Below are 13,621 nucleotides of genomic sequence, written 5' to 3'. Positions count from 1 at the left end.
ATTGGTTATATCTGTATCTTTGGCGCATGATTAAAATTGGAGATTACAACAAGTTAGACATTATTCGTGAAACTGATCAAGGTTTATACTTAGGCGATAAAGATGGTAATGAAGTATTACTTCCAAATCGGTATGTGCCAGAATCATTTCAAATCTGGGAAGAGATTGAAGTGTTTGTCTATTTGGATAATGAAGAGCGTCCTGTAGCTGTAACAGACGAGCCTTATATAATACGTGATGATTTTGCTCTATTGCGTTGTAATCAAGTGACACAACATGGCGCTTTTTTAGATTGGGGATTAGTAAAAGAATTGTTTTGTCCGTTTAAAGAACAGGCGTTCAAAATGAAAGCTGGAGGTTGGTATTTGGTGTATTGTTATCTTGATGAAGAAACCGACAGACTTGTAGCATCTAGTAAAACTAACCGATTTTTAGACAATAAGAATCTAACGGTTGAGCAATTTGATGAGGTCGATTTGATAGTTTCCCACCCTTCAGAATTAGGAATGAATGTTATTGTCAATAATCAGCATCTTGGACTTATATTTTCTGATGACATATTTAAAGATATAAGTGTTGGAGACCGTTTAAAAGGTTATGTAAAGAAAGTAAGACACGATAATAAACTAGATATTGTATTAGGAAAAATTGGGTATCGTAAAATTGAACCAAATGCAGATATTGTGATGCAGTATTTAGAAGATAGTCCAGATGGTTTTTTATCGCTTAACGACAAATCAAATCCAGATGATATTAAACGCGAACTACAAATGAGTAAGAAAACCTTCAAGAAAGCAATAGGGACCTTGTACAAGCAACGATTGATTACGATTGATTCTGACGGTATTCGATTAGTTGAATGATACGCTTAATTTTTTAACTACGCGTTTGTAAACTGTATCTAAACCTTCGTAAAGATTATCAAAACTAATGTCACTTGATGCACAATACTGGCTTTCAATTTCGGCATTCATACGACCTGCTTGATTGTGACTTACAATCCCATAAGCAATTAAATTTGGGAAAATTGAACGAACTTCTGTAGTTTCTAATAATGCAATAGAATAAGAATTAACCCTATTTGCAACAATACCAAACGGTTTAGAGTTTCCAAAGTATGCCATTAAATCATGAATCATTTTTCGACCAGAATTTAAATCGGCATGAATCCCTTCGTTAAATTCTACAACTGCAATATGATTAAAAAAGTGAAGTGTTCCTGCTTCAGATTGCTCTTGCTTTACTATTTGTGAAGCAACATTTGAATTTAAAATAGTCATATCCCTAAATATGTTTTATTTCTACTAATTTTTGTAATACTTGATAAAGCATCTTTGTTTAGATACAAATACTTTAAAAAAGTCACATTCTTATTTATGGTCTCGAAATAGTGATACGATTGATTGTATGTTTTTGGATGTTTTTTGATGAATAAATTCGATATAAAAGCAGTATTTTTGTACGAAATATATATGATTATGAAGACAGCAGAATGGGTTACTGCAAAAACCTATGAAGATATTACCTATAAGAAATGTAACGGTGTAGCACGAATTGCCTTTAACCGTCCAGATATTAGAAATGCATTTCGACCAAAAACAACGAGTGAACTATATGACGCTTTTTATGATGCCAATGAAGATGTTAATATTGGTGTTATATTACTATCTGCTGAAGGACCATCAACCAAGGATGGTATTTGGAGCTTTTGTTCGGGAGGTGATCAGAAGGCTAGAGGGCATCAAGGTTATGTTGGTGAAGATGGCTATCACAGATTGAATATTTTAGAAGTGCAACGTTTAATTCGTTTTATGCCTAAGGCAGTTATTGCTGTAGTTCCAGGATGGGCTGTTGGTGGCGGACATAGTTTGCATGTGGTTTGTGATCTTACATTAGCCAGTAAAGAACACGCCATTTTTAAACAAACAGATGCCGATGTGACCAGTTTTGATGGAGGTTATGGTTCGGCCTATTTGGCAAAAATGGTAGGACAAAAGAAAGCGCGAGAGATTTTTTTTCTAGGAAGAAACTATTCAGCACAAGAGGCTTTTGAGATGGGAATGGTTAATGCTGTTATTCCTCATGACGATCTTGAAGATACTGCTTATGAATGGGCTCAAGAGATTTTAGCAAAATCACCTACATCAATCAAAATGCTGAAATTTGCTATGAATTTAACAGACGATGGAATGGTTGGACAACAAGTATTTGCTGGAGAAGCTACTCGTTTGGCTTATATGACAGATGAAGCCAAGGAAGGTCGTGACGCATTTTTAGAAAAGCGTAAGCCTAACTTTGATAAAAAGTGGATTCCTTAAATCTTTACTATTTCTATGCTAAAAAAAATAAAGCCTTGGGTCTCAGCTTTTAGATTACGTACCTTACCTTTATCGGTATCTGGTATAATAATAGGATCGTGTTTTGCCCACTATAATGGTATGTTTAATGGGACTATTTTTGCCTTTGCCATTTTATTAACTATTGCATTGCAGGTACTATCTAATTTAGCTAATGATTATGGTGATGGTGTAAAAGGTACAGATAACGATAGCAGAATTGGGCCAGAGCGAGCAATACAAAGCGGAGCAATATCACCCGAAGAGATGTTTGAAGGGATTAAAATAAATATTCTCGTCGTCATCATTTTAACTGTAGGGTTAATTTTTGTATCCTTTGGTAGTAAGTATTTTCTTTATGCTATGCTGTTTTTTTTATTATCTGGATTATCTGTGTATGCAGCCATAAACTATACCATTGGAAACTCTCCTTATGGATATCGAGGATTAGGAGATGTATTTGTATTTATCTTTTTTGGGCTCTTAAGTGTTATAGGGAGTTATTTCTTGTATACAAAACATATAGATCATCATGTCATTTTACCTGCAATCTCTCTTGGCTTGTTAAGTATGGGAGTTTTGAACCTCAATAATATGCGTGATATTGAATCTGATACTGATGCTGGTAAACAAACACTTGCAGTAAAAATTGGACGTCAAAACGCAAAGAGATATCACATGATTTTAATTGGTTTAGCCATTATAATTTCCTGTGTATTTTCTGTTTTATATTATTCTAGGCCAACTATTTTTTTGTTTTATATTGCTTTTATTCCGTTGTTGTTTCATTTTAATGCAGTACGTAAAATTAGTAAACCAAAAGACTATGATCCTCAATTAAAGGTCTTAGCCTTGAGTACTTTTTTGTTTGCAGTACTTTTAGGTGTTAGCTATATTTTATAAAAATATTAACATAAAAGTTTGGAAATCAAACAATTAATTCTTATCTTGTTTCTTGAAATTTTGTAGGTCGGCATTTATTTGCTATTATGTTGGCAATAAAATTTGGGGCTTTAAAACTCAGACAATTTCTTCAAATCTGTCTGAGTTTTTTCGTATTTTAGGTTTCTAATTAATTCGAATAAAATATATCATCAATGCAAATCACATTTTATGGTCATGCGAGTTTAGGAATTAAAATCGCTGATACTTCAATTCTGGTCGATCCATTTATCTCTGGAAATCCTAAAGCATCGCATATAAATATTGACAATTTAGAGGCTGATTATATTTTAGTAACACATGCGCATCAAGATCATATTCTCGATGTTGAAACGATTGCAAAGCGGACAGGTGCAGTTATTGTTTCTAATTTTGAAATAGCCACTTATTTTGATAAACTAGGTTTAGAAAGTCATCCTATGAATCATGGCGGTCAATGGGAATTCGAATTTGGAACTGTAAAATATGTAAATGCAATTCATACATCTTCATTCCCAGATGGTAGTTATGGTGGGCAACCTGGTGGATTTGTAATTGAAGGCGAACATAAAAATATTTATATAGCAGGAGATACTGCATTAACTATGGATATGAAGCTTATTCCTATGTTTACTAAGTTGGATTTAGCCATTTTACCAATAGGAGACAACTTTACAATGGGAATTGATGAAGCTATTCACGCCAGTGATTTTGTTGCTTGTGATAAAGTGCTTGGCTACCATTTTGATACTTTTGGTTATATTGAAATAGATCATGAAGCTGCAAAACGTAAATTCTTTAATAAGGACAAAGATCTAATGTTATTGGGTATAGGAGAGAGTATAGAATTATGATTTCTACCTCACTTTACTACGCATAACCAACTTATGAATTAATTTTGGCGACAAACGCTTTACTAAGACGCCATACTTCTCAAACTTACCAATATATGCTTCATACTTTTCTTTACGAATGGCTTTGATCATTTTTTTAACGAAGACTTCAACATCTAAACCGTTTTCTGTCATCTCATCTTGATAACCTTGTTTACTACCATCTGCTGTTAAAGCATTTCTAGCCACATTCGTATTGACAAAACCAGGGCAAATCATCGTAACTTTTATATGGTCTTTATCATGTTCTAGACGCAAAGCATCAAAAAAACCATGTAATGCATGTTTAGCTGCACAGTATGCCGAACGGTAATGTGAACTAAATTTGCCCATAAGACTAGATACTACAACATAATGTCCGGATTGATTTGCTACAAAATGTGGTAATAAGGCTTTGGATAAAGCAACAGTACCTAAATAATCAATATCGATAAGTTTACGATCAACCTCTATTGAAGTATCTATAATGGGTGAGCGTTGACTAATACCTCCATTGTTGACCAGAACATCTATCCTTCCAAAAGCCGAAATAGCTTCATTAGTAACAGTTTGTGCCTTATGCGTTTCAGCTAAATCTAAAGGGAGGATATATACCATTTCTGGATGGTTACAAAGCTGCTTTACTTTTTCAAGTTCTTCTGCTCTTCTAGCAGAAAGTATGAGCCTACAATTGTATTTAGATATAGCAATAGCTAAGTGTTTTCCTATACCACTCGAAGCGCCAGTAATCCAAATTGTTTTATTATCGAATGTCATTTATTTTGAATGTTTAGACAGCCACTCTTGTCGTAAGTCTTCAGATACTTGTCCGCTTCCATCATGTTTCCATCCAGGTGGTTTAATCAGATAGAGGAATCGATTTTTTAGAGATTTCCGACCAGAAAATGCATCTTTGAACATATTAATCCATTCAATAAATGCAATTTTTATAGGATTGTAAGTATTAATATTTTTGACTAATCCATAGACTACTTTTTCGTTCTTTAGTTCTGGTTGAAAAGTTCCAAAGAGTTTATCCCAAATAATAAGAATTCCTGCATGATTTCTGTCGAGATATAATGGATTACTACCATGATGAACTCTATGATGTGATGGTGTGTTGAATATGGCTTCAAACCATTTTGGTAATTTATCAATAGCTTCAGTATGAATCCAGAATTGGTATAATAAACTTATTGACATTTGAAGCATGATCATACCAGGATGGAACCCTAATAACGGTAACCATAACCAAAACACAAAAGAATAAAATCCACCAGACCAAGTTTGACGTAATGCCGTACTTAAATTATAGTGTTGTGACGAATGATGAATGACATGCGATGCCCAAAAAATTCGACATTCATGAGAAATACGATGAAACCAATAATAGGCGAAATCATCAGCAAAAAAAACAAGAACAAAACTCCACCATACAATAGGAATGGTAAATAGTCTAAAATGCTCATAGATATAAAAAAATGCTAGTAAAACAATTGCTTTACTAAAAAATCCTAAAAAAACATTTCCTAGTCCCATAGCAATAGAAGAAAAAGCATCTTTTGGTTCATAGGTCTTGATACCTTGTCTTATGGTAACATATAGTTCTAGGAGCATTGCAACGATGAAAAACGGTATAGCAAAAAGTATGATATTTGGAAAGTTTGGGTCTTGCATTCTATTAGAATTGGTGGTCACAAATTACAAAAAATAATACCTATTTTTGCTATTGAATGAGGGCAACTTACAAACATTATAATCTTAAATTTAAAACGCCTAGTGGTACATCACGCGGCATTCTAAAAACAAAAGAGACCTGGTTTATTATATTGAACAATAATGATAAGACAGGTATAGGCGAATGTGGTATGTTTAAAGGCTTGAGTGTAGATGATCGTTCAGATTTTGAAACGACATTGCAATGGACTTGCAATCATATTGAATTAGGGTTAGAACAACTGCTTATTGAGCTTGAAGAGTTTCCAAGTATTCAATTTGGTTTAGAAATGGCTTTTAAATCTTTGGAAAGTGAAAACCAATTTGAGTTATTTTCTTCGAAATTTACCCAAGGAAAAGCACATATTCCAATAAACGGATTAATTTGGATGGGAAGTGAGGCATTCATGAAACAGCAAATTAAAGACAAGATAGAAGCTGGGTTCAATTGTATAAAGATGAAAATTGGCGCCATTGATTTTGAAACAGAATTATGCTTGCTAAAATCTATACGACAAGAATTTTCTAAAGATGACATCGAGTTACGCGTTGACGCTAATGGTGCTTTTTTTCCTTCTGAAGCTCTAGAGAAGTTAAAACGTTTATCAGATTATAACTTACATTCTATAGAACAGCCTATAAGACAGGGTCAGTTGGATGATATGGCGAATTTATGTAGAGAAACACCCTTGCCAATTGCTTTAGATGAAGAATTAATTGGCGTATTTTCTGTAACAGAAAAGCAACAATTACTACAAACTATACAGCCACAATATATTATTTTAAAGCCAACTTTAATTGGTGGATATAGTGGGAGCAAAGCTTGGATTAAATTTGCAGAACAACAGCATATTGGTTGGTGGGTTACAAGTGCTTTAGAGAGCAATATTGGACTCAATGCCATAGCACAATGGACTTATACATTGAATAATCATATGCCACAAGGATTAGGTACTGGGAGTTTGTTTACGAATAACTTTGATTCCCCATTAGTAGTAAAAAATGGTACATTGCAACATCAAACTAAACTAGATTGGAATACCTCCAATCTGAATATAAAATTTAAATAACATTATGTTTATAGCACAAGCTTTTAAGATTAGACATGACTTCTGGAGATACCTTATTGGATCTGTAATTATATTTATTGCCGCTTTGGTTGGTCAGCTTCCACTATTAGGAGCAATGATTTTTAAGGCAGCTGAAAATGGTGATGCTTTTGATGCCATTAATGAAACCAATATGTACGCTTTGTTAGAATCTAATACCTTTTTATTTTTAATGCTTCTTTCATTTGTTTTTGCATTTATAGGATTAATTCTAGCTGTAAAAACATTGCACGGACAAACAATGACTTCTGTAGCGACTTCCAGAAAAAAATTGGATTGGAAACGTATTTGGTTTGCCTTTCTATTCTGGGGTATTATCTCATCTAGTTTAGTCCTTCTTGATTATTTTGTTTTAGCTCCTGAGAATTATGTGTATAATTTTGAAATGAAACGATTCTTAATTTTGGCAGTAATTGCGATTACTTTGGTGCCAATCCAAACAAGTCTAGAAGAGTATTTGTTTAGAGGGTATTTGATGCAAGGCTTTGGAACTTTAGCCAAAAACAGATGGTTTCCTTTGATGATGACCTCTTTAATTTTTGGATTGCTACATATCGCAAACCCTGAAATAGAAAAGCTAGGATATAGTCTCTTAATTTATTATATCGGGACAGGATTTTTCTTAGGCATTATGACTTTGATGGATGAAGGGATAGAACTTGCTTTAGGGTTTCATGCTGCCAATAATTTATTTACTGCATTATTGGTGACTACAGATTGGACAGTCTTTCAAACGCATTCAGTATTAAAAGACATTTCAGAACCTCAGTTAGAATTTATAGATATGATTTTGCCTGTGTTTATAATATTTCCAATTATACTCTTTATATTTTCGAGAGTTTATAAATGGAAGCATTGGAAAGAGAAGTTATTTGGTGAAGTACATGAACCACCAAAAGAAGATTATAAAATTATTGGTGAATAAAAAAAAGCGACTTAGTAGTCGCTTTTTTAGTTTATGATAAGTTTATTTATTCTGTTGCCTTTAATAAAATTGCAGCTTTATTAAAATCGGATGCTGCATTAATAACAGCTCTAAAGTCTTCATATTTATGAATGCTAAATTCATGAGTTTTATAAAATTCTTCTATAGTGATTACAAGTTTGTTGCCGTCCATTGAATATCCAGACTCAAATTTAGCTAGAGTCTTACCGTTGCGACCTATATATTGTTTATTAATGTTTAATGAATTTAAGCCTTCAACCGAATATCCTTCAGGTATGTTTACAACAATCTCATAGTTATATCGATTTGGGAATTGCATTTCTATAGGATTGATTCGTTCAGTTTCTTGATATAATTCACTCTGTGTACCGATTACCATTCCAATTTGAAAAATATAACTATCACCTGCATCTTCTAATAACGTTTCTGAAGTAATTGTTGATTTCACTTCAAAAGGAATATTATAAATTAATTGATTGAGTTCTGTATGGTTATCTTCGTAGCTTACCACGTCCTTATCTTCAATACCAGAACCTGTTAAATAATCTTTATACCCTTTAATATTCTCTTCAGTAGAGAGGTTCATTACAGCTCTACTAGTTTCTGCCCAATGACCAAAGTAAGCTTGATCTTCAACGATCGTAACTTTCTCCAAATCTTCATCAAAAGTAATGTCCATATCACGTCGTATTCTGCTAAATTCTGGATCTTCTTCAACAATTTTAGAGAAATAGTGATCAAAGTCCGAAGGAATAAATAATGCATAATTTCCAAGAATGTTTGAAGGAGCTTCACCAACTCTAGATTCTATTCGATCTGGAGCAATGTATTTACGTTCGGAAGGTAAATAAATCATAAAGTTTCTTAGCATTCCTGGGATGAAAAAATCTGGATCAAATTTGTTTATATAGCGATTTGAAGTAATAACAATTTCGTAATCCACATCTAAAGCCTTTAAATATTGACCATAGACTTTTAAAATGCCATAATCACTAGATGATCGATTTTCTAGTATATAATCTAGGTCTGATAAATCGGCATTATTATTTTCAACAATAGTAAAATTGGTTTTGATAAAATTATCAATCAATGCCGCTTTTTTATAATTAGTAAGATCCTTATGGTCTTCAATTATTTTTTCGACATCTTTTTTAGCTCTTTCAGTTATTTTTTTAGCAAAAAACTGACTTCCAACATTATTCGAAACATTTGACCAAAACATGTTTTGAGTAATGTTTTGTCCTTTAGGGAAACATTGATAAACAACACCAATTTTGTTTGCTCTTGGTGTAGAATATTCCTCTTCAATCATGGCTGGAATGTTCTTAATTGTCAATTGTTTTTCCTCATTGCCATCAATAGTTACGTATTCAAAATTTTCAGTAGTTCTATATGCTTTAATATTCGCATTAAGATTACCAGTAATAAATAAAAACTGGGCTTCATTTATTTTATAATCTGATTGAAGGGTTTCAGAACCATACATGTCGAATTCTTTTTCAACAGTATAGAGTACTTCAATTTCTGAATTTTTCTCAACACCTTCAATGGCAAAAATTTTGAAATCTCCAAAATCTTCAACATTATTAACTTCTTTGATGTTGTCTTTATTTAAGAGTGTTATTTTACCTTCAGAGTTTATCGTTCTTGCTTTAATGTCAATCACATTTTTTACATTATACATTGGTATGTATACTTTATTGTGTTGTGCTATTCCTTTGTCATCAAATACTCGAGCTATCGTATGTTCGGTTTCAAAACGACGCGGACGTTGCGCCAATGCACCTTGGGTATACTCGACGATATGTTTTTTTAAGATGCCAACTGAAGATGTATTCGCATCATCCTCAGAAACCTCATGTAGGCTAGGTTTATCAGGCCAATCATAGGTTTTATAGTATTGTGCAAAACTTGAAGTAGAGGTTACTAAAAGTAATAGAAATGTGAGGTTCTTAATCATTATTGTTGTTCTAAAATTATACTTTTTTTATAGGCTTTTCTCAAACTCTTTATAAAGCTGTTCCATGGTTCAAAGCCTTCATTTTTAATGCTTAACGTATTAACGTAGATGGATTTTAGTTGTGTAATAATATTGTCTTTTGTACTATAAGAAATAGTATAACCGTAGTTAGGATTTTCGAAACTAGCTTCCTTCGGGATATAGCTCGCTGTAAATCCTTCGGGTATCTTAAAAGTGGTTATGAATGACTTCTTAAATTTATAATCAATCTTTTTACTGTATTTGCGGTCTTTGATATCAATACTACTTTTAGATAAAGATCGATCTATATTTAAATTGATATATACCTTTTCACCAATAGATTTACTATAGCTATCAATATCTAGATCATATTCTAGAACTAATGGGGTGTTTTTATTATCGAAATTAGTTTTAGAGATATTAGTATACTTGGTTTTATTATTACCTAGTTCAAGTGTTGTATTGAGGTATTCTTCGTCTGTTTTAGTATCTTTATTATAGGTGTATTCTGAAATAAATTCTACCTTATCGTAACCTGTTAATGTTCGTTTCTCGTTTACCTTAATACGAGAATCATCAAGTTCCATATGTGTAATAGCAGTTGTGCTACTCAATTCGGGTGATTGTGCAGGAACAGTAATGACTTTATAGTTATCATTGTCAATACCCAACAGCGCTTCTTTTGTTTGAATAAATGCGCTTGGCATTCCAAATGGAACATAGCTATCTGTCGCATCCAAGAAAATGGTGTCATTTTCTACAACTGCTGTAGTTATCATATGATTATCAACCATTGGTGTCGGTACCTCAAAGTAAGAATAGTTTCTATCTCGTGTCCCAATCCATGTTCGATATGCTGGTATTCCAACATGATTAAGCATTTCATATAAAAGGTTAGCCATATCTTTACAATCACCATACCGTTTATCGCATACACTCGCAGCGCTTCTAGGCACAAAACCTCCCAAACCATCTTCAAAAGCGACATAGGTAATATTATCTTGAACCCAATTAAAAATGGCTTCAGCTTTTTCTTGATCCGTATGTAAAGGTGCTACAATATCATCGGCAATGTTATAAACACGTTCTAAGGCGTTTGCATCAATTTGTTTAACAAGGGAGGTATACCATTTGTATAAGTCTCCAACATCATTTAAGACGTTAATCGTTTCACCATTGCGTTCATAACTTTTAATATAAACGATAATGTGAGGAAGATAGTACATCGCAGATTCACTGTCTTCTTCACCTTGAAATCCATCAATGTTTTCAACCGTCCAAGTATAAATATTAGTTTTTCCTTTCGTTTCTTTTTTGAAATCTAGATTAATAGTTTTAGTATTAAAATCGATATGTCCAATAGACACATTAGAAGGGAATTCTATAGATAATTGTGCTCGTTTAGTAGGTACATATGTGCCAAAGCGGAACAACCCCAAAAAGTGAGGGTCTTTAATAACTTCCTTATAATTTAAATGTGTAACAGCACCTTTTGTTACTGCCGGAAATGTAAATTGTTTAGATTCTTGATCACTATAAAAAATACCATTATCAAATTCACGCTTAGTTTCTATATAATCTACTTCAACTTTCTTGTTGGTTTCAGGAAGAATAGTATATGCATCAATATCTTCTATTGATGAAAAACTGTCAAAATGCATGGCTTCGTTAGCAAAATATAACTTTTTTGCAGTTAGATATTTGGCCTGTTCTGATACATTTTTTGAAATATCAAATTTGCCTCTATTGAGTTTGATTTTAATATGCTCAGCACGTTTCAGAAAGATATAATCTTCATCCGAAAAGTCTTGAGATAAACTTAATAGAGGAATCCATAAAAAGAGGATAAGTAGCTTCTTCATTCGTTTAAAAGGTTAATTTCAAATATAAACTAATATAATATTTATCTTTAACTTTGTTTAGTTAAAAATAGTATAAAACCATACTGCTAATATCATACCAAAAATGACACCAAAGTTTGATAAAATTCATTTAAAATTTAAACTTAATGGCATACATTTTAATCATAATGAACTCAAAGAAGTTGCCTATAGTCTTGTGAAAGAAGGCGAGTCATACGAGCAAAATATTGGAAATTTTTTATTAGATTGGCTAGATGATCGTGATTATATATTAACCAAAACTTCTGGTTCTACTGGAACGCCCAAAAGCATCAAAATCAAGAAGCAGTATATGGTAAATTCATCTGTAATGACTGGTGATTTTTTTGGTTTAGAGCCTGGCCAAACAGCATTACATTGCTTACCGTGTCAGTTTATAGCTGGCAAAATGATGTTAGTAAGGGCTATGATTCTTGGTTTAGAATTAGACATGGCACCACCAACATCAATTCCATCATACGATCACCATAAGGTCTATGATTTTTGCGCGATGATTCCATTGCAATTGCAAAATTCTTTAGAAAGATTGACCAATATAAAAACTGTAATTGTTGGAGGAGCAAGAGTATCTAAAGCATTGAAGACGTCATTAAAAGGGATTAAGGTTAGGGTTTTTGAAACCTATGGCATGACAGAAACTGTAAGCCATATTGCGGTTAGGCAACTTAATAAAAACCCACATAACGATACTGGTTTTAAAACACTTAGAGATATTTCTATCTCTAAAGACGAAAGAGGATGTTTGGTTATTGAGGCAGAAGCACTTTCTGAAAATAAAGTTGTAACCAATGATGTTGTTGAAATGTTATCTGAGACAGAGTTTAGTATTAGTGGACGTTATGATAATATGATTAATTCTGGAGGTGTAAAATTATTTCCAGAGGCTATTGAAGCTAAATTACAAGAGCTTATTAAAGAACGATTTTTTATTACTTCGGAAAAGGATAAGGATTTAGGTCAAAAAGTTGTTTTAATATTAGAGAGTGATACCTCCACATTAAATGCGTCTGTTTTTAATGGGTTGGAAAAATTTGAAGTCCCTAAAGTGATTTATAATTTGCCTCGATTTATAGAAACTCCTAACGGAAAAATTCAAAGGAAAAAAAGTTTTGAAGCTGTTTTAGAATAGTTTACTCATCGAAAAGCTTCATTTGCTCATTAGTTATTTTGATTATAAATATTTGGTAATAAGTTTGTTATGAACTAAAAATCAAATGTCATGAAAAATCAAGTATTAGCTCTCTTATTAGTATTAACAACTTTTGTTTCAGCAGGTCAAGAACAACATATTGAAACAAAATCGGTTTCAATTCAAAATATAATCACATTTATAGTTGATCATATTGATGCTAAAAGTGAAGATTTAGACGATGCATCTAAGAATTTAATTTTCCTTTTGCAGACTCCCGTTAGCGATTTAAATTTAGAGGATAAAATCATCTTAAAACAAGCATTTAAAGTAATCTCAGAGCGTTTGTCTGAAGAAGATTATATTTCTATCATTACCTATTCAGGCTTTAATGGAATTGCTCTTGAGAAAACACCAGCTACAGATTTAAAAAAAATCATACATAGTTTAGATGATTTAAAATCTAGTATAACAACATTTCATAACGATGGGATCGATCTAGCATATTCTTATGCAGCAACGAATTATGAGGAAGATGCTGATAATATTATAATCATGATTAGAAACCCAAGTGCTAGTATATCAAAGACACCTACTGCAGTTCCTGTGGAAACCTTACAGGATGTGAAGTCTAACACAAAGAATAATGCAGTTTTATTAACGGCAATTTCATTATTGCCACAGATTATTTCAGTGATTAAAGATTAGTT

General features: G+C 32.6%; 13 protein-coding genes. 8 read left to right on the top strand and 5 right to left on the bottom strand.

Annotated features, from left to right (window positions below):
* Window positions 1–26 precede the first annotated feature (26 nt).
* Window positions 27–863, top strand: coding sequence for a CvfB family protein (locus ACTU6T_RS15420; protein WP_460219093.1), 837 nt, complete (start codon window positions 27–29; stop codon window positions 861–863).
* Here the strand turns inward: ACTU6T_RS15420 and ACTU6T_RS15415 are convergent.
* Window positions 852–1,280: a hypothetical protein gene (locus ACTU6T_RS15415; RefSeq protein ID WP_460219092.1), complete on the bottom strand. Its 429-nt coding sequence runs from the start codon at window positions 1,278–1,280 to the stop codon at window positions 852–854. The genes ACTU6T_RS15420 and ACTU6T_RS15415 overlap by 12 nt on opposite strands.
* Window positions 1,281–1,478: 198 nt before the next feature.
* Here ACTU6T_RS15415 and ACTU6T_RS15410 point away from each other — a divergent pair, with 198 nt between their 5' ends.
* From ACTU6T_RS15410 to ACTU6T_RS15400, 3 genes are all read left to right on the top strand, one after another.
* Complete coding sequence (locus tag ACTU6T_RS15410) at window positions 1,479–2,318, top strand: 1,4-dihydroxy-2-naphthoyl-CoA synthase (RefSeq protein WP_460219091.1); 840 nt, start codon at window positions 1,479–1,481, stop codon at window positions 2,316–2,318.
* A 15-nt stretch (window positions 2,319–2,333) separates the two neighbouring features.
* Window positions 2,334–3,239 carry a 1,4-dihydroxy-2-naphthoate octaprenyltransferase gene (gene menA, locus ACTU6T_RS15405; protein WP_460219090.1) on the top strand — a complete coding sequence of 302 codons (906 nt, stop codon included), beginning with the start codon at window positions 2,334–2,336 and terminating at the stop codon, window positions 3,237–3,239.
* Window positions 3,240–3,433: 194 nt separating this feature from the next.
* Entirely contained in the window at window positions 3,434–4,111 is a 678-nt protein-coding gene (locus ACTU6T_RS15400) for a metal-dependent hydrolase (protein ID WP_460219089.1), read from the top strand.
* A gap of 3 nt (window positions 4,112–4,114) precedes the next feature.
* Here ACTU6T_RS15400 and ACTU6T_RS15395 read toward each other — a convergent pair whose 3' ends face one another.
* The gene (locus ACTU6T_RS15395; protein ID WP_460219088.1) at window positions 4,115–4,906 is read right to left on the bottom strand and encodes an SDR family oxidoreductase; all 792 of its coding nucleotides are present in this window, start codon (window positions 4,904–4,906) and stop codon (window positions 4,115–4,117) included.
* A complete protein-coding gene (locus ACTU6T_RS15390; protein ID WP_460219087.1) occupies window positions 4,907–5,806 on the bottom strand; it encodes a sterol desaturase family protein in 900 nt (299 codons plus the stop codon).
* 56 nt (window positions 5,807–5,862) lie between these two features.
* Between ACTU6T_RS15390 and ACTU6T_RS15385 the strand changes: the two genes are divergently transcribed.
* Together ACTU6T_RS15385 and ACTU6T_RS15380 are read left to right on the top strand one after the other, a co-directional pair.
* Window positions 5,863–6,915 carry an o-succinylbenzoate synthase gene (locus ACTU6T_RS15385; protein WP_460219086.1) on the top strand — a complete coding sequence of 351 codons (1,053 nt, stop codon included), beginning with the start codon at window positions 5,863–5,865 and terminating at the stop codon, window positions 6,913–6,915.
* A 4-nt stretch (window positions 6,916–6,919) separates the two neighbouring features.
* Window positions 6,920–7,879: a CPBP family intramembrane glutamic endopeptidase gene (locus tag ACTU6T_RS15380; protein ID WP_460219085.1), complete on the top strand. Its 960-nt coding sequence runs from the start codon at window positions 6,920–6,922 to the stop codon at window positions 7,877–7,879.
* A 46-nt stretch (window positions 7,880–7,925) separates the two neighbouring features.
* Here the strand turns inward: ACTU6T_RS15380 and ACTU6T_RS15375 are convergent, their stop codons facing one another.
* Complete coding sequence (locus ACTU6T_RS15375) at window positions 7,926–9,860, bottom strand: hypothetical protein (protein WP_460219084.1); 1,935 nt, start codon at window positions 9,858–9,860, stop codon at window positions 7,926–7,928.
* Entirely contained in the window at window positions 9,860–11,743 is a 1,884-nt protein-coding gene (locus tag ACTU6T_RS15370) for a DUF3857 domain-containing protein (RefSeq protein ID WP_460219083.1), read from the bottom strand. The genes ACTU6T_RS15375 and ACTU6T_RS15370 overlap by 1 nt, the downstream gene beginning before the upstream one ends.
* Before the next feature lie 103 nt (window positions 11,744–11,846).
* Between ACTU6T_RS15370 and ACTU6T_RS15365 the strand changes: the two genes are divergently transcribed.
* The gene (locus ACTU6T_RS15365; RefSeq protein WP_460219082.1) at window positions 11,847–12,911 is read left to right on the top strand and encodes an AMP-binding protein; all 1,065 of its coding nucleotides are present in this window, start codon (window positions 11,847–11,849) and stop codon (window positions 12,909–12,911) included.
* 90 nt (window positions 12,912–13,001) lie between these two features.
* Window positions 13,002–13,619: a vWA domain-containing protein gene (locus ACTU6T_RS15360; protein ID WP_460219081.1), complete on the top strand. Its 618-nt coding sequence runs from the start codon at window positions 13,002–13,004 to the stop codon at window positions 13,617–13,619.
* The last annotated feature ends 2 nt before the right edge of the window (window positions 13,620–13,621 follow it).

Source organism: Psychroserpens citreus, assembly GCF_055686305.1.
This window is presented reverse-complemented; position numbering and strand designations above follow the sequence as displayed.